This is a genomic window from Paenibacillus sp. FSL R7-0333, from assembly GCF_038000365.1.
GTDB classification, from domain to species: domain Bacteria; phylum Bacillota; class Bacilli; order Paenibacillales; family Paenibacillaceae; genus Paenibacillus_AQ; species Paenibacillus_AQ silagei.
Window position 1 is genome coordinate 6,914,664 of the sequence record NZ_JBBOBZ010000001.1, and the last position, 21,580, is coordinate 6,936,243.

Annotated in this window: 17 protein-coding genes; 11 read left to right on the forward strand and 6 right to left on the reverse strand. The window is 55.1% G+C overall.

Annotated elements, in window-relative coordinates; genetic code table 11:
• The first annotated feature begins 166 nt into the window (after nucleotides 1-166).
• The 4 genes from MKY86_RS29660 to MKY86_RS29675 all read left to right on the forward strand — a co-directional run bounded on the left by MKY86_RS29660 (nucleotide 167) and on the right by MKY86_RS29675 (nucleotide 5,305).
• Complete coding sequence (locus MKY86_RS29660) at nucleotides 167-2,311, forward strand: bifunctional diguanylate cyclase/phosphodiesterase (RefSeq protein WP_076080968.1); 2,145 nt, start codon at nucleotides 167-169, stop codon at nucleotides 2,309-2,311.
• Between the two features lie 83 nt (nucleotides 2,312-2,394).
• A complete protein-coding gene (locus tag MKY86_RS29665; protein WP_076080970.1) occupies nucleotides 2,395-2,706 on the forward strand; it encodes a hypothetical protein in 312 nt (103 codons plus the stop codon).
• Between the two features lie 426 nt (nucleotides 2,707-3,132).
• Nucleotides 3,133-3,609, forward strand: coding sequence for a DsrE/DsrF/DrsH-like family protein (locus MKY86_RS29670; protein WP_076080972.1), 477 nt, complete (start codon nucleotides 3,133-3,135; stop codon nucleotides 3,607-3,609).
• Nucleotides 3,610-3,790: 181 nt separating this feature from the next.
• Nucleotides 3,791-5,305, forward strand: coding sequence for an aminotransferase class V-fold PLP-dependent enzyme (locus MKY86_RS29675; RefSeq protein ID WP_083685390.1), 1,515 nt, complete (start codon nucleotides 3,791-3,793; stop codon nucleotides 5,303-5,305).
• Here the strand turns inward: MKY86_RS29675 and MKY86_RS29680 are convergent.
• Complete coding sequence (locus MKY86_RS29680; protein WP_036728222.1) at nucleotides 5,291-5,929, reverse strand: TVP38/TMEM64 family protein; 639 nt, start codon at nucleotides 5,927-5,929, stop codon at nucleotides 5,291-5,293. The genes MKY86_RS29675 and MKY86_RS29680 overlap by 15 nt on opposite strands.
• A gap of 181 nt (nucleotides 5,930-6,110) precedes the next feature.
• Here MKY86_RS29680 and MKY86_RS29685 point away from each other — a divergent pair, with 181 nt between their 5' ends.
• The 6 genes from MKY86_RS29685 to MKY86_RS29710 all read left to right on the forward strand — a co-directional run bounded on the left by MKY86_RS29685 (nucleotide 6,111) and on the right by MKY86_RS29710 (nucleotide 13,859).
• On the forward strand, nucleotides 6,111-9,230 hold the full coding sequence (locus tag MKY86_RS29685; protein ID WP_076080976.1) for an ATP-binding protein: 3,120 nt from the start codon (nucleotides 6,111-6,113) through the stop codon (nucleotides 9,228-9,230).
• A 2-nt stretch (nucleotides 9,231-9,232) separates the two neighbouring features.
• On the forward strand, nucleotides 9,233-10,369 hold the full coding sequence (locus MKY86_RS29690; RefSeq protein ID WP_076080978.1) for a response regulator: 1,137 nt from the start codon (nucleotides 9,233-9,235) through the stop codon (nucleotides 10,367-10,369).
• A 307-nt stretch (nucleotides 10,370-10,676) separates the two neighbouring features.
• Complete coding sequence (locus MKY86_RS29695; RefSeq protein ID WP_076078203.1) at nucleotides 10,677-11,870, forward strand: transposase; 1,194 nt, start codon at nucleotides 10,677-10,679, stop codon at nucleotides 11,868-11,870.
• Between the two features lie 217 nt (nucleotides 11,871-12,087).
• Nucleotides 12,088-12,663, forward strand: a complete 576-nt coding sequence (locus MKY86_RS29700) for a zeta toxin family protein (RefSeq protein ID WP_076086387.1) — start codon at nucleotides 12,088-12,090, stop codon at nucleotides 12,661-12,663.
• Between the two features lie 138 nt (nucleotides 12,664-12,801).
• A complete protein-coding gene (locus tag MKY86_RS29705; protein ID WP_076086390.1) occupies nucleotides 12,802-13,476 on the forward strand; it encodes a cohesin domain-containing protein in 675 nt (224 codons plus the stop codon).
• Between the two features lie 125 nt (nucleotides 13,477-13,601).
• Nucleotides 13,602-13,859 (forward strand): GNAT family N-acetyltransferase, encoded by a 258-nt coding sequence (locus MKY86_RS29710; RefSeq protein WP_340827664.1) that lies wholly within the window; start codon nucleotides 13,602-13,604, stop codon nucleotides 13,857-13,859.
• A gap of 7 nt (nucleotides 13,860-13,866) precedes the next feature.
• On the opposite strand, the gene MKY86_RS29715 is transcribed toward MKY86_RS29710, so the two are convergent.
• From MKY86_RS29715 to MKY86_RS29730, 4 genes are read right to left on the reverse strand one after another with little or no spacing between them, the layout of a single operon-like run.
• Nucleotides 13,867-14,103, reverse strand: coding sequence for a hypothetical protein (locus MKY86_RS29715; RefSeq protein ID WP_076086396.1), 237 nt, complete (start codon nucleotides 14,101-14,103; stop codon nucleotides 13,867-13,869).
• A 1-nt stretch (nucleotide 14,104) separates the two neighbouring features.
• Complete coding sequence (gene hydA, locus MKY86_RS29720) at nucleotides 14,105-15,532, reverse strand: dihydropyrimidinase (RefSeq protein WP_076086399.1); 1,428 nt, start codon at nucleotides 15,530-15,532, stop codon at nucleotides 14,105-14,107.
• A gap of 1 nt (nucleotide 15,533) precedes the next feature.
• Nucleotides 15,534-16,823: an NAD-dependent dihydropyrimidine dehydrogenase subunit PreA gene (gene preA / locus MKY86_RS29725; protein WP_076086402.1), complete on the reverse strand. Its 1,290-nt coding sequence runs from the start codon at nucleotides 16,821-16,823 to the stop codon at nucleotides 15,534-15,536.
• Nucleotides 16,824-16,854: 31 nt separating this feature from the next.
• The gene (locus MKY86_RS29730; RefSeq protein ID WP_076086405.1) at nucleotides 16,855-18,246 is read right to left on the reverse strand and encodes an NAD(P)-dependent oxidoreductase; all 1,392 of its coding nucleotides are present in this window, start codon (nucleotides 18,244-18,246) and stop codon (nucleotides 16,855-16,857) included.
• 304 nt (nucleotides 18,247-18,550) lie between these two features.
• Between MKY86_RS29730 and MKY86_RS29735 the strand changes: the two genes are divergently transcribed.
• Nucleotides 18,551-20,239, forward strand: a complete 1,689-nt coding sequence (locus tag MKY86_RS29735) for a PucR family transcriptional regulator (RefSeq protein WP_076086408.1) — start codon at nucleotides 18,551-18,553, stop codon at nucleotides 20,237-20,239.
• On the opposite strand, the gene MKY86_RS29740 is transcribed toward MKY86_RS29735, so the two are convergent.
• Nucleotides 20,205-21,572 (reverse strand): aspartate aminotransferase family protein, encoded by a 1,368-nt coding sequence (locus MKY86_RS29740; protein WP_076086411.1) that lies wholly within the window; start codon nucleotides 21,570-21,572, stop codon nucleotides 20,205-20,207. The genes MKY86_RS29735 and MKY86_RS29740 overlap by 35 nt on opposite strands.
• Between the last annotated feature and the right edge of the window lie 8 nt (nucleotides 21,573-21,580).

The following is a 21,580-nucleotide window of genomic DNA, read 5'->3' on the forward strand; positions in this document are numbered from 1 at the left end:
TGGATTCAGGCGGGTTTTGTTAGGAATTCCCTTGCGCAAACACGATAATAATGACATGCTATAGAGACCCAAACGACAATTATCGACATTTCCCTGCGGTTTAGGAACCGCTTATTATACACTTTGACATCTGCGGCTTTTATTTTTCCGGTATCGGGGGCAATCCATGGCTTTCCTTAGTAAAAAGCCTTTAAGCATCATCATCGGCTTCATCATCATCCTGCAGCTCTGCCTGTTCTATTATTATTCCGTATCCCTAGCCCGGGAATATAGAGCCGAGAAGGCGGATCTGGCCTCACAGGCGGTCATGCTGGCCTCGAACATCGAAGAGCGGGTGGCCATTGTGAAAGGGGTCAGCTCCTTTATCCAAACCGTCGGCTTCGCTGCCGATCCTGCACTAATCCAGAGCTACCTGGTCACCGCACACGCCAAGAACACCAGCAATGTCACGAATATCATGATCGCTCCGGATGGTCTGATCCGCTACCTCTACCCGCTTGAAGGTAATTCGACACTGCTCGGCAGAAGCCTGCTGCTGGATTCCTCCCTGGCCTCTCCCGGCATGATCCAAGAAACGCTCCGCTCCCGCAGCATTACAATAGACGGTCCGCGCACACTTGCCCAGGGCGGCTATGGCATGGTGATCCGGCAGGCCATCTATAAGGATAACTCTCTGGAGGGCATCGTCTCCGTCACCGTAAAGATAGATAATATCGTTAACCAGCTTGTGTATAAGGACAGCAAAATATCTGTCACCACCAAGGATCATACCTTCCTGTTCGGCAATGAAGCCCATTCGAAGGACCCGCAGCTTACGGTTCCCGTGAACACCTATAATCAGCACTGGCTGATGGGTACTTCCATGCAATCGCATAAGAAATGGCAGGTGCTGCTCAGCGTACTGTGGATCGATATTGCTTTTCTGCTGGTGATTGCCTTCATTCTATATATTTTCTGGTATCAGAGCCGCTTCAACCGTGAGCTGGAACGGGTGGTCAGCATCCGGACCCGGGACCTGCGTATTTCCAAGCGTCTCTATGAAAAGCTTGCGCACTACGACAGTCTGACGGAGATCCCCAACCGGCGGTTCTTCATGGACGAATTTGAGCGTCTGCTGCAGAGCTCGGAGCCCACACAGACCTATAGCTTATTCTTTTTCGACCTGAACCGGTTCAAGGAGATCAACGATACGCTCGGCCACTCTACGGGGGATCAGGTGATCAAGACCCTGGCCGGACGGCTCAAATCCGGGAGCCTGCCCTTCAAGCTGTTCGCCCGTACCGGCGGAGATGAATTCGTGATGATCTTCGCGGGTCTGCCGCACACGGATATTCCTGTGATCGCCGGGCGGATCAGCACGCTGATCTCACAGACCCTCCTGATCTCGGGAGCGCATCTGAGCCTGTCCACCAGCATTGGCATCTCCCTGTACCCCGAGCATTCGCAGAATACGGACGATCTGCTGAAATTCGCCGATATGTCGATGTATCAGGCCAAGTCGCAGGAGGACACCAATTACTTCATCTTTGACTGGGAGCTGCGCGAGAAGCTGGAGCAGAAGACGATGATCGCCAAATATCTGCACTCCGCCCTGGAACGGGAAGAATTCGTGCTTTATTATCAACCCCAGATCAACGCCATCACAGGGGAAATGATCGGCATAGAGGCGCTGATCCGCTGGAATCACCCCGAGAAGGGGCTGATTGGACCAGGGACGTTCATCACTGCCGTTGAAGAAGCCGGACTGATGATCCAGCTCACCGATTGGGTGCTGCGCGAGGTGTGCCGCCAGCTCTGCGAGTGGCGCGGTCTGGGGATGCCGCTGCTGCGGACCTCGATCAATATCTCCAACAGCTGGTTCTACAACCGTAACCTGATTGAGAATCTGTTCGCCGTGCTTGACGAGTACGGGCTGGATACCGATGTGCTCGAATTCGAGATCACCGAGAGCACCGCACTACTAGAGGAGCATTATCCGCTGCTGCAGCAGATGCGCGATCACGGGATCATCGTCTCCATCGATGATTTCGGCACGAAATATTCATCGCTGAATTACCTGAAGCATTTTCCCGTGAACAAAATCAAGATTGACCGCACCTTCATCACAGGCATCGGCGTCAGCTCCATAGATGAGACCATCATCAAATCCATCGTCTTCGTCGCTTCCCAGCTTGGCTATGACCTGATTGCCGAAGGGGTCGAGACGCAGGAGCAGCTGGCCTTCCTGGTGCAGCATAATTGCCCGCATATTCAGGGATTCCTTTTCTTCCCTCCGCTGCCTGCCGATGAGATCCGCAAGCTGTTCTCCTGAAGCTGTCCGGATGCTTTGCACGCGGGTATGGAGATCGTTATAATTAGCTTCATCCGATGTTAACCCGAAAGGATTCTGAGAACATGAATAGATTGACTACCGGCGAAATGGCCGGAACCGCCCTGTTTGCGCTGATCCTCGCCCTCCTGGCGTACCGGATTATCCGCGGCATGCCGAAGATGGCCGGAGACATTACCGCCTTCCGCAAACGGACCCTCGTCTGGACCCAGGTCGCCCTGGTGCTTACCGTCCTTCAGCTCAACTTCAAGGCCGGAGACTGGCGCTTCGGCATTATCCTCGGCCTGATCGTCCTGTTCACCGGCAGCATCTGGCTGTCCGCCCGCCGCTATGACAATGCCCGCCGGGCTGAGGCCGAGCAGGGAGAGGAGCATTGAGGGACACGGTGCATTTGCTGCTTGGAGCGGGGATAGCTGACTGGAGACAACCTGGAGTAACCCGTCCACCATTCGCCCCCCTCTCTATCCGCATCCAGTAGATGCTGTTTTCCACATACATTCGGCCATACGCCTGTATGTGAGCACAATGTATGCTGTTTTTCGCATACATTCGGGCCATACGCCTGCATGTGAACACAATGTATGCTGTTTTTCGCATACATTCGGCCATATGCCAGTATGTGAGCACAATGTATGCTGTTTTTCGCATACATTCGGGCCATACGCCGCTGTACCAGCTGCTATTTACCTTTCAGGCTCCCGCCAGGGAGCCTTTTCTGTGTCTTCCGGCCGGGCTGCAGGCATACTTTCCCTCTCCCTAACCATACTAATGACATTCTATGGATACCGATGGAGGGCTGATGAATGGGCAAAAAACTGAATCTGCTGATGTTCAGCGGGGAGTATGACAAGGCGATGGCCGGGCTGATTTTGGCGAATGCGGCTAGGGATATTGAGGTGGAGGTTACGATGTTCTTCTCGTTCTGGGGGCTGTTTCTCGTCCGGGACCCGGAGACTATGACGCTAGAGGATAAGAGTATCTATGAGAAGCTGATGGATGTCATTACTCCGAAGGGACCGGAGCAGCTGCCGCTCTCGCGGATGAACTTCAGCGGGCTCGGCAAGCTGATGCTGGAGGAGATGATGGAGGATCAAGGAGCACCGAAGCTTATACATTTCCTGAAGGGCGCGCGCAAAAAGAACATCAAGTTCTACGCCTGCAAGCTCTCGGTGGAGATCATGGGCTTCAAGCCGGAGGAGCTGCTGCCCGAGGTGGAGATTATCGATGCCGCCGCGTATCTGAAGGATGCGCTGGAGAGCGATATCCAGCTCTTCATCTGATGGCTATGGGCTTTAACCTAATTACGCCACCGGGCATATACTGAGGCAGACGAAGACGGATTGGTTACCCCCGGCGGGCACGCAGAGGCTGCGACTCACACGATACTTGCCTTGCGCAGCACCAGCGCCTGCCGGAATCCGTCTCAAATGATAGAGCATTCATTGCCTGGAGGGATTGTCCGTGCTGAGTATCCACCGCGCCGCTGCGGCAGACGCGCCGTCTTCACTGCAAGAGCATTTCGCGGCATTCCGTGAGCACACTGTCGGCAGCCGCCATCTGATCTCCACCCCCTACGGACGGCAGCCGCTGCTGTACGCCGACTGGACGGCCAGCGGCCGGCTGTATGAGCCGATCGAGCGCAAAATACAGGAGACCTTCGGCCCCTATGTCAGCAATCCGCATACCGACTCCAACACCACCGGCCTCACCATGACCCTGGCTTATCATGAAGCACGGAGCATCATCCGGCAGCATGTGAACGCCGCCCCCGCAGATGCCCTGCTCTTCTGCGGCAACGGCACCACCGGCGCGGTGAACAAGCTGCTGCGGATTATGGGCCTGAAGCTGCCGGAATGGCTGAAGCAGGAAACCCTCTGCGCACCGGAGGAGCGCCCGGTTATCTTCATCAGTCATATGGAGCATCATTCCAATCTGCTGCCCTGGCAGGAGAGCTTCGGCGATGTGGTTACCGTCCCCTCCGGGCCGGGAGGAGAGGTGGATCTGCAGCAGCTCGGGGAGCTGCTGACGATCTACCGGAACCGCCGCTTCAAGATCGGCTCCTTCACCGCCTGCTCCAATGTCACCGGCATGGAGACCCCGTATCATCAGCTCGCTGCACTCATGCACCGGCATGGAGGGGTATGCTTCGTGGATTTCGCAGCCAGCGCCCCTTATCAGGAGATCAATATGCATCCGGCAGCCCCGCAGGAGAAGCTGGACGCCATCTTCTTCTCTCCGCATAAATTCCTCGGCGGTCCGGGAACCGGCGGCGTGCTGCTGTTCGACACCGCGCTCAGCACCGGCCGGCTGCCGGATGAGCCCGGCGGCGGCACCGTGGTATGGGTGAACCGCTGGGGCGGACGCCGCTACATCGATGATGTTGAGGTCCGCGAAGACGGGGGCACCCCCGGCTTCCTGCAGGCGATCCGCACCGCCCTCTGCGTGAAGCTGAAGGAGCAGATGAACGGAACCGGACAATATATGATCGTCCGTGAACAAGAGCTATGCCGGAAGCTGCTCTCGGGGCTGGCGCAGATTCCCGGCTGCTCCGTGCTGGAGGGCGTACACCGTAAGCGGCATGGCATTGTCTCCTTCACGCTGAAGGAGATTCATTACAATCTCGCGGTACGGCTGCTGAATGACCGCTTCGGCATTCAGGCGCGTGGCGGCTGCTCCTGCGCCGGTCCGTACGGCCATCAGCTGCTCGGGCTGAATCCGGCGCAATCCCAGGCATTTATCCAGGCGATCCACGCCGGGGACCAGTCGCTGAAGCCGGGCTGGATCCGCCTGTCCCTGCACCCGATCATGACGGACCGGGAGGTAGAGCATATGGTCTTCGCCGTACAGTCTATTGTCAGCAATATTGGAGAATGGAGCAAGGATTACCGCTACAATGCTGTCACCAATAGCTGGCTTCATACCGGGGAGAGAGGCGTTACAGAGGACGAGGAAATTCGTGAATTATTTGTGCTGTAGCGGCGCTTGGCCGCGCAGCTCCCGCTCCCGCGCCAGCCGGGCGAACCTGGCTTCAATCGCTTTAACCCCCCACAGAGAAGCTCCGATAAACAGCAGCACATAGATGATTTCCGCCGGATGACGGATGAACCGCTGCACATCATTGCCGATGTAGGATACCGCAAATACCATAATGGCTTTACCGGCACACAGTGCAATAAGATAGGAACGCAGCCGCATTCCGGCCAGACCCGCCGCCATATTAATCACCACGAACGGACCTACCGGGAACAGGCTAAGCAGGAACACATAGCTGAACCCGCTTTGGCGGACCCAGGTCATCGCTTTGGCTACCTTGGGCCGCTTGGCCCATTTGGTGAGGTAGGGATGTCCGGCAATCTTGCGGATAATCAGGAAGGTGACCGTGCAGCCTGCGACCAGACCGATCCAGGAATACAGGAACCCCAGCCATAACCCGTACACCGCCCCGTTAAGCCCTACAATTGCTATAGTCGGCAGCGGAGGTACGAACGATTTCATGAAGGTAAGCCCCACACCCGGCAGCGGCCCGAACGAGCGGTATTGCTCCAGCAGCTGCAACAGGCGCTCCTCGGTCAGCCATGACATAATATCTATATAGAACATTTCTTCAGCGCTCCTCAAGTACTCTAGTGAGCTTCAATTATACAATACTTTCTGCTTCTCTGATGCCAATCAGAAGCGGCTTTACTGTCTAATTTATGGACGATACCGTATCAGCGGGAAATAGAAGGATATGTAATCAACAGGCTGGACAAGCGCAAGCTGCCGGAGATATGATGAAATTATGAGAACATTTGATTATAGTCTGCTGGCCAAAAGAGTGCTCGCCCTGTTATGCATCGGCCTGCTCGCCGCAGTGGCGCTGATCCCCCTGCTCGGCTCCTCGTCTGCCTGCTACAGCCCAAGGTCAGGATGGGCCGATTTATCCTCCTGCACCTTCGATAATTCTGCCGTCTACCCGCTTGAAGGGAAGTGGGAATTCTATTGGCAGGAGCTGCTGGAACCGCTGGATACCTTATCCGGAAAAGCAGAGGCACCGGCCTATATGTCCGTGCCCGGCGCTTGGGGCCGGGCATCGGAGGCTACCGGCTTCTCCCGCTACGGATATGCAACCTACCGTCTGCTGGTTCAGCTGCCGCCGGAGGTTCCCGCCTTCGCCCTCAAGGTGAGCAATATCCGCAATGCCAGCGAGGTATATGTAAATGGCGAGCGGCTGGGCGGAAGCGGAACGCCGGGGGAATCCCGGGAGACCACCAAGCCGCGCAATCATCCGTATTCCCTGACTTTTCACAGCAGAGATAATCTGGCGGAGATTCTGATACATACGTCCAATTTCACCTATTCAAGCGGAGGCATTGCGGAGCCTATCCGGATTGGCACCCTTGCTGCTATAACTGCCATCGACCAGCGGAACCGGACCTACGACACTTTGCTGGTGGCAGGCTTTGCTTTTATCGGCTGCTATTTCATCGGCCAGGGCTTTCAGCGCAAAGAGGACAAGTCCTCGCTTCAGTTGGCTATCTTCTGCTTCATGATCGCCTTATATATGCTGACGCACAGTGAGAAGCTGCTGCTCGAGTACCTTCCTTCCCTCTCTTATGAAGGATTCAACAAGCTGCAGGCGGTATCCGGTGTAGTCGGGTTCTATTGTGTATCCAGCTATACCTATTCTTTGTTTCCCGCACTCTATTCCCGGCTCTTTAAGCGGATCTGCTCTGTGTATGCCTTAAGCTTCTGCATCGTTGTACTGCTAAGCTCATTGACTGTGTATTCGCGGATTACAGGGCTGCTGCTGGCCTTCAGCTTCATCTCTGTCTGCTATATGTTCTATGTTATGGTCAAAGCCATTCTGCTTAGGGAGACCGGTTCCTACTATCTGCTGATCGGTGTCATTGCTGTAGTGATCTTCACCTTATCCTTAGCCAGCAATCTGTTCTTCGGTACCGAACTCTACGCTGTTCCGCCGATAGCCGGTCCGATCTTCATTCTTGCCGAAGGGCTGTTCCTGTCTGCGCGCCACGCCCATGCCTACGAGACCATTAAGCAGCTGTCCCGGCAGCTGGAGCGCAAGGACAGGGATAAGGATGAGTTCCTGCTGAAGACCTCCGCCGAGCTGCGTATGCCGCTGAATGCCATCATTAACGTGGCTTTATCCATGCATGAGGGAGCCGGAGGACCGCTAAGCCCGTCCCAGCGGGAGGATATGCGGCTGATTCTCGGTACTGGCAGAAGGCTGGCCTTCCTGGTCAGGGATATTCTCGATTATGAGCAGATCAAGCGCCAGCGCATCACCCTGCAATGGGGGACCGTCGATGTCCAGGGGGTGGCAGCCATTGTCATTGAGGTCTTCCAGTTCCTGAACAAGAAGGGCAGCATCCGCATCAAAAATCACATCCCGCCGGGCCGCTTCCTGGTCCAGGCTGATGAACAGCGGCTGATGCAGATCCTCTATAGCCTGCTGGATAATGCACTGAAATTCACGGACCGCGGCAGCGTGGTCATCGAGGCCGCCTGGCAGGAGGAGTTCCTCTCCATTGCCGTCACCGATACCGGAAAGGGCATTCCCGAGGATCAGCTGGAGTATATCTTCCATGACTATGAGCAGCTGAGCGAGGCCGATTCCCTTGAGACCGGAGGCCTCGGACTGAGCCTTGCGATCAGCCGTAAGCTGGTAGAGCTGCATGGCGGGAGCATCTCCGTCTCTTCCCGGGTTGGCCGGGGCAGCACATTCACCTTCACGCTTCCGGGCAAGGAATCGGAAGCCGCCGCTGCCGCCCAAGCCGGAGAACAGGCGCTCTTAAGACAAGCGTATACCCAGCCGGAAATGCTGGATGACCTCTGGAAATACCGGTCGGCTAATCCGCCGCAGTCCAGCGGACAAGCCGTTCCCTATGCGCCGCGTATCCTGATCGTAGATGACGATTATGCCAGCCTGAAGGCTCTGACCAACCTGCTGTCGCTGGAGAATTACAGCATCGCAAGCCGCAGCAGCGGCAAGGAGGCGCTCGCGCTGCTGGCTGCTGACCGTAATTTCGATCTCTGTATGATCGATGTTATGATGCCCGAGATGTCCGGCCTTGAGCTATGCAGGATCATCCGCCAGACTTACACCCCGCTGGACCTGCCGATCCTGATGGCTACGGCCGGGCAGCAGCTTCACTTCAACGAGGCGGCCTTCCGCGCCGGAGCCAATGATTTTATCCATAAGCCTTATATCTGGAGCGATCTTAAGGGACGGGTTAACACGCTGGTTCAGCTAAGGCGGTCTGTCTCCGAGCGGCTCAGCTCGGAGATCGCCATGCTGCGTGCGCAGATCAAGCCGCATTTTCTGTACAATGCTATTAATACAATCATCTGGATGAGTACGCGTGACACCGAGAAGACGCAGCTGCTGCTATACGATCTGAGCCATTTCCTGCGTGGCAGCTTCGACTTCAGCAACCAGGAGACCGCCATTCCATTCGAGAAGGAGCTGGAGCTGATCGAAGCCTATCTGTCACTGGAGCAGGCCCGGTTCGGGAAGCGGCTGAATGCCGAGTATCATATTGAGGTTAGTGAATTCCCGTTGCCGCCGCTGATTGTGCAGCCCATTATAGAGAATGCTGTTCGTCACGGACTGATGGAGAAAATTGACGGAGGAACAGTGATCATCTCCACCCGGCAGGAGGGCGGTGATATCCTGATCACCGTCTCGGACAACGGAAAGGGAATGAGCGATGAACAGCTATCCTCGTGGATGAAGGACGACTACCGATCTTCGCATGGCGAAGGCACCGGAATCGGCCTGCGGAACATTAACCGCCGGCTGCTCACACAGTTCGGGCGTCCGCTGATTCTTACCCGGGGAGCCAGCGGAGGTATAGATGTACTGATAACAATCCCATGGAAGGAGGAGGTCTCCTGAGTATGAGCATCTCTGTAATGGTAATTGATGACGAATGGCCGGCACTGGATCAGATGAAGCGGCTGCTGCTCCAGTGTGAAGGAGTATCCTCTGTCCTGACGTACGATAACCCGCGCGAAGCCCTCGCTGCTGCTTCCGAACTGAAGCCGGATGTTCTATTCCTGGACATCCAGATGCCGGAGCTGTCCGGCCTCACTTTTGCCGAAAAGCTGTTGCCAGTATCTCCGGACACAGACATCGTATTCGTAACCGCCTACCGGAATTATGCTGTCGAAGCCTTCGACTTGTCTGCGATGGATTATCTGCTGAAGCCCGTTGATCCTTCGCGGCTGCTCAAGACCTGGAACAAGCTGCTCAGTAAGCGCCTATCGCCTGCAGCTGCCGGGGCTGCCGGGGCAACTGGAGCAACTGGAGCAGCCGGGAGGACAACTGCGTTCCGGCTCCTGGGGGATTATGAGCTAACCAGCCCTCAGGGCTTGGTGAAGTGGAGAACACACAAGGCCCAGGAATTATTTGCGTATCTGTGGATTCACAGGCAGGGCAGTGTCAGCGTCATTCTGAATGATGTGTTTCCGCAGTGGAATTACGAGAAGGGCAAGCAATATCTGCACACTACGGTCTACCAGATCCGCACCACCTTGAAGAAAGCCGCGCTGGAGGACAAGATTGAGCTGACCTTCGGCAGGGAGAACTACAGGCTGGAATCGAGGGGGATTGAGGGGGACATTGAGAAATTCCAGGAAGCTGCGGCGCTTGCGCTGCAAAGCAGCCAGCTAGAGGGTATGCAGCAGGCCGCCGCTCTGTACACCGGTGATCTGCTTCAGTCGCTGGACAGCCTATGGGTGTATTCCGCACGTGACAAATACCGGCGGCTCTATCTCAAGCTGCTGGAGCAGCTTACCTTGGGATTAGTGCAGGCTGCACGGCCTAACGAGGCCGAAGATTACGCCGTGCGCCTGACGGAGCTGGAGCCGCTGGAGGAGAGCTACGCCCTGCGGTTAATCGCCATCTATTACGAGACCGCCAAGCCCCTGCGCGCCCAGCGCAAATTCACCCAGTTCAGTGAATCCTACATCGCAGAGACCGGCGATGCGTTGCCGGACTGGTTCGTGGACGAATACCGTCGGCTGGGTAGATAGGGTCCGGGTATTTTCAGGGGGGAATTGGATCGTGTTATACTAACATAAAATAAATCCCAATATTCAAGTGAGGTGCTATCCTAATGCTGCCCCAAAGAGAAGAATTACAACGGTTACTAAAAAAGGCAAACCAGCATGCAGTCGCAGAAGCCAAGAAAGCAGGAGCTTCTATCTATTATATGAGCATTTTGCATTAATCTAAACCCTTGCTATACAAAGGGATTTTGGATATAAAAAAGGACTTCACCCCAACTTGGAGAAGTTTTTTGGTGACCAAACCAAAACACTCAAGAGGAGGAAGCCCCCTTTGTATATTCTCCAAGAAAGTCTATTTTCCTTTGAGGAGCTTCAAAAAATCGAATCGAAAGAACGACTGCCTATCTTTTTTAGTGCACTGGACTTACGACCGTATGCCAGGCAATTGAAAAACCCTTCACCCCGAGGAGCGGATGGGCACTGCCGTCAAGGCATTCTTCGCGCATTACTCGCGGCTCCCTTAGAGAACATCGATACGTTCACTGGCCTAGCGCGTAGACTGGAGTTTGACCTTCGTTTTCGTTACCAATGTGGGCTTCGGCTGGATATCCCTGCCCCTTCCATTTCCACGTTAAGCCGGGTTTTTGCCGAATTGGCCCGTAAAAACCTTGCCCGGCAGTTATTTGAGGATCTTGTCGCTCAGTGTCAAGAAGCTGGAATCATCGACGGCACGCATGTCGCTATCGATAGCGCAGCGATTCGCGCCTATGAGAAAAAAGAACCCAAGCGGAAAAGCGAGCTCACCGGCAATGCCAACTGGGGAGTTAAACTCGATACGTTTGGCAACAAAGTCAAGTGGTTTGGCTATAAGCTGCATCTGGCCGTCGATACGAAGAGTGAACTTCCGATTGCCCTAAACGTTACGCCTGCTCATGTGAATGATGGCGATGAGGGACCCGGACTCATGAAGGAAATCGTCAAGCGATTCAAGCCTCTTTTTTTCATGCTGGATGCAGGATATGACCAAATGAAAAACTACGAAACGGCTCGCAGCGTCAACGCCCAAGCGATTATTCCCATGAATCCGCGGAACGAAAAGGAACCTCCTGCAGGCATGACAAGCAAAGGGACACCTTACTGTTCGATGGGGTTTCCAATGACGTATTGGGGACAGGAAAAGGAACGTTTGAAGTTTCGTTGTCCACACGCTACGGGGAAAGTAGATTGTCCTTTAGGCATGACGGCCTGTTCGTCGTCCAATTACGGTATGGTCGTTAAGGTCAGCAGCAAAGACGATTTACGCCGCTATTCATTACCACACCGCGAAAGCCGGAATTGGAAGGAACTCTACAACAAGCGAACGAGTGTAGAACGCTGTAATTCTCGAATGAAGACCTATCTAACGGCAGACCAATTGCATGTTTGGGGCATTCAGAAAGTTACGACTCACCAATATTTGAATGCCATTGTGCTGCTTGCTTCTGCGCTCGCTGTATCGAGACAAAGAGTTGTAACGGCCGCTTAAAATTTAGCTATTCCGCAAATTCTGCCCGTCTGTCCATTTTTGCTCTTCTTTTCCCAAAACCTAAATTTAACTTGCAGTATAGCCTTATCTTTTTCCTGCAAATGAATTATGCAAAATGCTCATATAAAAAACGGGAAACGAATTCGTGAAGATGCCACTGGGCAAAAATTCGAAATTACTTATGATGTAGCCGGTAACCGGACTGAGCTTGTTAGTCATGAGTGAATCTAAATCTGTAATGACGGTTTTTGCCGGAACTAATGGAGCTGGAAAAAGCACAATTAGTTTCCAGTTGAGGGACTATGTTGGAATCATTATTGATCCTGACCAGATTGCTAAGAGGATTAATCCGGAAAATCCCAGAAGTGCAGATCTGTCTGCTGGACGAGAGGCTGTAAAGCAAATAAGGGAACTAATCAGTCGTAAAGAAGACTTCGCTATAGAAACTACTCTATCGGGAAGTTTTGTCTTACGTCACATGAAGACAGCTAAGCAACAAGGTTATAAAGTCGTCATGTATTATATTGGATTACAGGATGTACAAATGCATATAGATCGGGTAGCTTCAAGAGTGGAGCAAGGAGGGCATTGGATTGCCGAAAAAGATATCCGCTGGAGATACGGTGAATCCTTAAGCAACCTGAAACCTGCATTAGAGATCTCAGATGAAGTCACCATTATCGACAACACCAGTGAACCTGAGGTGGTGATGGAAATCCAGAACTCACAAATCGGCTTTTGCAGAGATGAAATTCCTGCATGGGCTAAAGGAGCTTTAGAATTTTATTTATAATCCCGGCATTTTTTCGATATTTTACGCCATGGTTCGACGTTTATCAGTATTTTATCAGTGACAATTGTTACCATTGTTCATATACAAGATCATTCGTGCATAGGGATGCATCATTATGATGGCAATGGGGGATGTAACATGAATAAAAGGAATAGATTCAAGCGGGCAATCAGAGGGATGAAGGTACTGCCGCTTATGATGTCCATGATTCGTGAGGCTGCAGTGGATACCACCGCTCCTGCGATGTCTGTTGTGGTGACCACTGACAAAGAGGCCTATAATCCGGGGGATGAAGTTACCGTGCTGGTGCATTTAAAAGACTTCGCGCCAAATGACCTTGGCTACAGCTATCTTAACTTCATTATCCAATATGACAGCCAGGTATTTGATAACCTTGAATATACACAGCATTCGGTCTATACGGAAGGAAATTATACGGCTGGCAATGAGGTCGATAACCTGTTCCAGTTCAATTTTCAGAGTCCCGTGGACGGCAGCATCTATCTCGGAAAAAACACAAGTATGCGCGGCATTGATATTCAGGTTGAAGCGGGCAACGGGCAGCAGGCGATTCCGGCAGTAGATCAGACTCTGGTCACGTTCAAGCTGAGGGTCAAAGAACTTACGCTTGCCTCCTCCTCAACGATCAGCCTGGCCAATGAATTCACCAGAATCCGCACCTCTGAAGCCGCGAATAGCATCTATCTCTACTCGCCCGATGTCACAGCGAACGCCCCGGCAAGGATCGAAATTACCCAATCTCCGTCCGTCTCCGTCTTCTCTGCACTGGAGTCCGTTAACCGTCTGACGTAGCAGTGTACCCTGCAACTGCGGCAGCTCCATCCACATACATATCCCTTACATAATTAGCTGCCGTCTATATTTCTTGTACTATGGTGTATATACACCCTAATCTCACACTGTGCATCAAACGGATTGTGATTCAAGCCAAGGGCCGCGGCTACGGGACAACGACGCTGAAGCTGCTGGTCCATTGGGCATTCAATCACAAGGATACGCACCGGCTGTGGCTCGACGTTAAGGATTACAATGTCAGAGCGCAGCATATCTATGAAGCTCCCGGCTTCAAATTGGAAGGCACCCTCCGCGATTGTATACGGACGGAGGGTGGATTTGAATCGATGACAATCATGTCGATGCTTCGTGAGGAATATAAGGGGAATGATTCAATGTAATGCGGGTTCACTGATGAATCTCAGCAGCAGTCTGTCTGGTTCGGCCAACAAGCAGCGTCGTCACATGCTTGCGCGCGTCCGCTGTGAGCAGCAGCAGCTCCACCGGCCCGCCGGCCGGCTCCCTGCGGATGAAGGTAACGCTGGCACCGTCCAGATCCTCATAGATTCCGGAAACGGTATAGCCCAGCCCGATAAGATTGTCGATTTCCTGCCGTTCCCGGTCGAACTCTGCAAATGCTGACATCTCAGACCACTCCTCCGCTGATTTCTGCCTGGGCTGGATGGGGAGCTTCGGCCTCGAAGCGCTTGCGGTGCAGGTATTTGCCTTGGCCTGCGGCACCGACGAATACTTTGTCCCGGATCACGAACTCTCCCCGGCTCAGCACAGAGACCGGCTCTCCCTTGACTTCCAGCCCCTCGAACGCATTATAGTCCACATTCATATGATGAGTCTCTGCCGACAGTGTCCGTTCCACTGCAGGATCGAAGATCACGATATCAGCATCGCTGCCCACGGCAATCGTACCCTTTTGCGGGAACAGGCCGAACAGCTTGGCGCTTGAGGTGGCGATGATATCCACGAATTTGTTCAGCGTGATCCGGCCCTTCTGCACCCCTTCGGAGTAGAGGACACTGAACCGGTCTTCAATAGTGGGTCCACCGTTCGGGATCTTCGAGAAATCTCCCCGCCCCAGCTCCTTCTGTCCCTTGAAGTTGAACGAGCACTGGTCGGAACCGATGGTCTGCAGGGTCCCGCTCCAGAGGGCATCCCAGAGCACATCCTGGTTCCACTGTTCGCGCAGCGGAGGGGACCAGACATACTTGGCGCCTTCGAAATCCGGCTTCGCCAGCGCCGACTGATCCAGCACCAGATACTGCGGGCAGGTCTCGCCGTAGACGCGCAGCCCTTTCTTGCGGGCCTCCGCAATTTTCCAGGCCGCCTCGGCGCAGGTGACATGCACCACATAGAGCTGTGAATCCGTCAGCCCGGTCAAATACGCCGCCCGGCCCGTCGCCTCGCCCTCCAGCTCAGGAGGACGGGTCAGCGCATGATAGAGCGGATCGGTATTTCCTGCGGCAAGCGCCTGGTCCACCAGATATTCGATGACATCCCCGTTCTCGGCGTGCACCATGACCAGCGCCCCTTCGCGCTTCGCCGCCTGAAGCGTCTTATACAACACCCCGTCGTCAGCCTGGAACGTGTTCTTGTAGGCCATGAACACCTTCAGCGAGGTGATGCCCTCCTGCTCAATAATCTGCGGCAGCTCGCTGAGCACCTTGTCATTCAGCTCTGACACCATCAGGTGGAAGCTGTAGTCGATGACCGCTTTATCCTGCGATTTGTGATGCCAGGTATCTACAGCCTGCTGGAGCGGCTGCCCCTTCGTAGTCAGGCAGAAATCAATGACCGTGGTGGTTCCGCCGTAAGCAGCGGCAATCGTGCCGGTCTCGAAGTCATCGGCGGTAACCGTACCGCCGAAGGGCATATCCAGATGGGTATGGGGATCAATCCCTCCCGGAAAGACATAACAGCCGGAAGCATCAATGATCTCCGCGCCCGGCGCTTCTAGATTCAAGCCGATTCCGCTGATGATTCCATCCTCAATCAGGACATCCCCCGTATACGTATCTGCCGCTGTAACGATAATTCCGTGCTTGATGATCTTCTTCATCTTAAACCACCTCCGCTTCCGAATAAGAACCGTTAACCCCGCTTATGATCCGGCTGCGCTGATTCCAGCTCATCGGGGCCGCTCCGCCCTCCAGTGCAATCATATCAATGGCTCCGTCTGCCGGGCAGACAATCGAACACAGATTGCAGCCTACACAATCCTCCTCGCGCACTTGCAGAATCGCCTTGCCCTCCGCATTCGTCAGCATATCGATGCATTGATGAGAGGCGTCTTCACAGGCAATATGGCATTTATTGCAGTTGATGCAGTTCTCCTCGTTGATCCGCGCAACGACTTGATAGTTAAGGTCAAGATCGCCCCAGTTGGAATACTTAGGCACCGACTTGCCAATCAGCTCGGTTACTGAAGCCAGTCCCTTCTCGTCCAGGTAATGGTTCAGACCGTCGATCATCTCCTCCACAATCCTGAAGCCATGATGCATAACCGCTGTGCAGACCTGAATCCCTGTCGAGCCCATCAGCATGAATTCGACGACATCCTGCCAGGTGGAGATGCCGCCGATGCCGGAGATCGGCACGCCGACTTCACGGTCCCGGGCACATTCTGCCACCATGCTAAGGGCAATCGGTTTGACAGCCGGGCCGCAATAACCGCCGTGCGCTCCCTGGCCGCCGACATTCGGAATTGTATTCCAGCTGTGGATGTCCACCCCGGCCAGACTGTTGATGGTATTGATCAGGCTGATCGCATCCGCTCCGCCCTTGACGGCGTGCCGGGCCACCACGGTAATGTCGGTGATGTTCGGCGTCAGCTTCACAATGACCGGGGTGGTTGCCACCTCCTTAACCCAGGCGGTCTGCGCCTGCACCAGATCAGGCTGCTGGCCCGAAGCCGCGCCCATGCCGCGTTCAGCCATGCCGTGCGGACAGCCGAAGTTCAGCTCCAGACCGTCTACGCCGATAGCCTCCACGCGCTTCACAATCTCATGCCACTTCTCCCGCTTCGGCTCCACCATCAGGGAAGCAATGATCGTATGGTCCGGGAATCTCCGCTTCGTCTCATAGATTTCCTTCAGGTTGACCTCCAGCGGACGGTCAGTAATCAGCTCAATATTGTTGAAGCCCGCTACACGCTGGCCGCCAAAATGAACGGCGGCGAACCGGGCCGAGGTATTGATGACCGGCTCTCCGAGCGTCTTCCACACCGCGCCTCCCCAGCCTGCCTCGAACGCACGCTGCACCTGATAGCCTGTATTGGTAGGCGGCGCAGAGGCCAGCCAGAACGGATTCGGTGACTTGATGCCTGCAAAATCAATACTGAGATCTGCCATTGCCATTCCCTCCCCTTCTAAGAAATACGCTTTATACGGCAGAGCCGACTACGCCATCCTGACGGCCTGACCACTGCTTCACAATCGCATAGGCAACATCCTTGCCCTGCTGCGCGGCAGATACCACCATGGCCTCCCCCGTCCCTGCGCCAAAAACAATATCACCGGCAGCATAAATCTGCGGATCAGAGGTACGGCCGGTCGCGGGATCAATCTCAACTACGCCCCGCTTATGCTTAAGCCCCAGCGCCTCAATGAGGTCCATCCGTCGCTTCTGGCCGATAGCCACCACTACGGCATCCACCGGGAGCAGGAATTCCGAGCCCTCCACCGGGACGGGAGAGGGGCGTCCATCCGGCCCGGCCTCACCGCTCAGCTCCATCCGCACACATTCCAGTGCCGCGACATTCCCCAGCTCATCCCCGACAATCCGCTTCGGCAGGGTCAGCCAGTTGAATTCCACCCCCTCCTGCTTGGCGAATTCATATTCGAAATCATAAGCCGTCATCTCCCCGCGCGTCCGGCGGTAGATCATCTTCACATTCGCCGCGCCGAGCCGCACCGAGCAGGTGGCCGCATCAATGGCCGTATTGCCCGCACCAATGACAGCCACACGCTGTCCCATCAGCTCTAGGGCAGGAATACCGGTCTTAGTGGTCTCCACCAGTTCGATCGCATCATAGACACCAGACAGCTTCTCGCCTTCAATCCCCAGCGGAGGGACGTAACCCATCCCGGCCGCCAGCACAATCGCATCATATCCGGCCTTAAGCTCTTCTATGGAAATATCCACGCCCACCTTCATTCCTGTGCGGATCTCTACGCCCAGCCTCTCCACCTGCTCCACTTCCCAGATCGAAATGTCCTGCGGCAGCCGGAAGGAGACAATCCCGTGGGTATCCAGGCCTCCGGCCAGCGGCTTCGCCTCATAGATCACCACCTGGAAGCCTTCGCGCGCCAGCTCTCTGGCCGCTGACAGACCTGCCGGTCCGCCGCCGATCACCGCTACTTTCTTGCCGTTAGGCTCACCTGCCCGGAAGAGCTGAAGGCCGCTGCGGATCGCCCAATCCGTGGCATAACGCTGCAGCAGGCCAATCTCAATCGGTGCGGAAGCGCCGTTCAGCACACAGGCCCCCTCGCACAGCTCCTCCGTAGGACATACCCGTGCGCAGCTTGCGCCGACCGGATTAGCGTCCATGATGGTCTGCACCGCCCCTCTGAGATTGTCGGTAGCGATTCTTTTGATGAAGGAAGGGATATTGATGCTGGTCGGACAGGCCTGGATACAGGGCGCATCATAGCAGTACAGACAGCGGTTGGATTCCTCGGTGGCCCCCTTGCGGGTAAGCCCCGGCTCTGCCTCGGCAAAATTACGCATGAACAGCTCAGGCGTCAATGTGGTTAACGGTGATGATTGCTCCATCGGGTACCCCTCCTTCTGGCCAAAGTAGCTTCCACTCTCGGCTTCGTTTATGTTATATAATATAACATTATTACGATGATCGCCTTATTATTTTGCATACTTGTAAGAATTATTGTAGTAAAATAAACTTCAAGTCGGTAAAATCGCTAATCACACTCCAATTTAAGTTAAGTTTCCTGACATATTATATTCAAACTATAGCCAATCCGTTTTTTCGTTACATTAGACAGATTGTCTAATTTCAAAAGTCACTTTTTTTACCTGTGAGAATGGCCTGAGAACGAAGTGAATGAGGGGGAAGCTTATGGACTGGGAACTTGTATTTACGATCCGTGACGCGCTGAAGCGGCCGCTGTTCGCTGAAGCTGAGCTGATCGGGGGAAGAAACGGCCTGAACCGGGCCGTCCGCTGGGTGCATGTGCTGGAGAGCGCGAGCCTGGAGAGTCTGATTCACGGGGAAGAGATGATTCTGACCACCGGAATGAGCGCAAGCACGGATCTGGACGCTGCCCTGTCTTTCATGCAGAATCTGATTGATAAGAACGCCGCCTGCCTGTGCATCGAGCTGGGAGCCTACTTCAGTGCCATTCCGCAGGAGATGATCGCTCTTTCAAACCTGCACGATTTTCCGCTGATCCAATTCACCCGCACTGTACGGTTCGTCGACATTACACTCGATCTGCATTCCCTCATCATCAACCGCCACCACCGGATGCTGCAAGAGCTGGAGAGCATCTCCCGCGAATTCCACCGGCTGACGCTAACCTCCCAGGGAACCCTTAAGGTCCTGCAATTGTTATGTAAAAGCACCCGCACACAGATTCTCTATATGCAGCTGCAAGGCAAACCTCTCTTCTTCCCGGCCCTGGCGCCCGAGGAGCAGCGCCCGCTGTTGGGCTTCTTCGAGACCTTCAGCGAAGAGATGGAAGGGGTACAGCCCGAGGCTGCCCCCTATATCCGCGAATACGGCCACAAGACCATCGCCGTGAAGCCCGTTGGAGCCTTGGATCAGACCTGGGCCTATATCCTGATGGTCTGTCATCACAAGCCGCAGGAATTCGACTGTCTGCTGCTCGATTCCGCCTCCTTATCCATCGCACAGGAGCTGCTGCGCACCCGGTACATGGAGGAACGAAGGCTTTTCTCGGAGAATCTGTGGGTGGATGAGCTGGTCGGGGGACGTACTCAGGACGACAACCGGCTCAAGGGGCTGGTCGGCCCGGACTTCAACCTGGTTAATGAGCTGCCCTACCGGGTCTGCCTGATCGAGATCGAGAATCCCCGGGATGTCAAATGGAACAGCTCGGAGAATGACTGGGAATCCATCACCTTCCATCTCTCGCTCATCCTGCGCTCCATCTTCGAGAAGCACTCCCTCCGGCCGCTGATCACCCTGAAGAACAACCGGCTGACCGTCATTGCCCTGGATATCCAGTCCAAGCTGCCCGGCAAGCTGCGCCTGCAGCAGGCGCTTGATTCCCTGCAGCATATCCGCGCGGATGAGAAGCTGAAGGACCTGCAGCTCGTCATCGGAGTCAGCAAGTCCCACCGGGGCCTGAAGCACGCTCATGCCGGTTATCAGGAAGCCGTACAAGCGCTGTCTCTTTATTCCTGTTACCAGAAGCCGGTCCTCATGTATGAGGAGTTAGGCGTCTTCCAGCTGCTGCTCAGCCTGAACGACGGCAAGACGCTGGAGAATTTCATCCGCAGCTATATCGGCCCGCTGATTGACCACGATGAGGCGAAGGGCAGCGAACTGCTGCTGACGCTGCGCGTCTACCTCGATCATGACGGGTCGAAGCAGATCGCCGCCCGCAGCCTCTTCATCGTCAGGCAATCCCTCTACTACCGGCTGGACAAAATCACCGAGCTGCTCGGCGAGGACTTCATGCTCCCGGAGAACCGGATCTCCATTCAGGTCGCCCTGCGCGCCTACCAGTTCCTGTACCCGGAGAAATTCACTCTGCCCAGCTCCCGTTCAGCACAGCTGTGAAGGTATCGATGATGAACTGCACATCCTCATCGGCCGAGGATAACGGCGGAGCGAAGGTGAGCACATTATTGAAGCCAGCCACCGTATCGCCGTTCTTGCCGATAATCAGCCCCTTGGCTTTGCAGTCGGCAATAATTCCCTTAACCACACTTAGCTCAGCAGGCACTCTGGTGGCCTTATCCGCCACCAGCTCAATCCCCAGGACCAGCCCGAAGCTGCGGATATCGCCAACCAGCTTATGCTCCAGAAGCCCAGCGAACCCGCCTTCCAGCCTGCGGCCCAGAATTCCGGCGCGTTCGACCAGCCGCTCCTGCTCCAGAATCTCCAGGTTGCGCAGGGCAAGCGCACAGGCAGCCGGATTGCCGCCGAAGGTGTTCACATGCCGGAAATGCCCGTAGTCATCGCTGTTATCCTTGAAGGCCTCATAGATCTCCTTGCGCACAGCGGTAGCCGATAACGGCAGATAGCCGCTCGTCAGCCCCTTCGCCATTGTGACAATATCGGGCTTGATCCCGAAATTGTGGTGTCCGAACTTGCGGCCAGACCGCCCGAAGCCGCAGATCACCTCGTCGATAATCAGCAATACGCCGTAGGTCCGGCAGATCTCCTGCACCCGGTCCATATAGACCTGATGCGGGACAATCACGCCCCCGCCGGTAATGACCGGCTCCATAATTACCGCCGCTACAGACTCTGCGCCTTCCCAGACAATCATATCCTCAATCGCCTGCGCGCACTGGAGGTTGAACGCCTCTTCGGTCATGCCGGCCGGACGGCGGTAGCTGTCCGGCGGCGCTACATGCAGGAACCCGCCGCCCAGCGGCTCGTACTTGTACTTGCGCTGCGCCTGCCCGGTCGCCGCCAGGGCGCCCAGCGAGCTTCCGTGATAGCCCCGGTAGCGGGCAATGAATTTATGGCGGTCAGGCTGGCCGGTCTGCTGCTGGTACTGGCGGGCGATTTTGAAGGCTGCTTCGTTCGCTTCCGAGCCGCTATTGGAGAAGAAGATGACATACTCATCCTCCAGCCACTCATTCAGCTTCTCGGCCAGCGCGATGGCCGGCATATGGCTCTGCGTCAGCGGGAAATACGGCAGGCTCAGCAGCTGGTTGTACGCCGCCTCCGCCAGCTCCTTGCGCCCGTACCCCACATTCACACACCACAGGCCGGACATGCCGTCCAGGAATGTGTTGCCGTCGATATCGGTAACCCACGAGCCGCTTGCGGATGCTGCAATCATCGGCGGATGCTGCTCACTGTAAGGGGTCATATTATGCCACAAATACCGCTGGTCCTTCTTCACCGCCAGCTCGCTTTCTTTGCCCAGACTCTGCACGGCACACT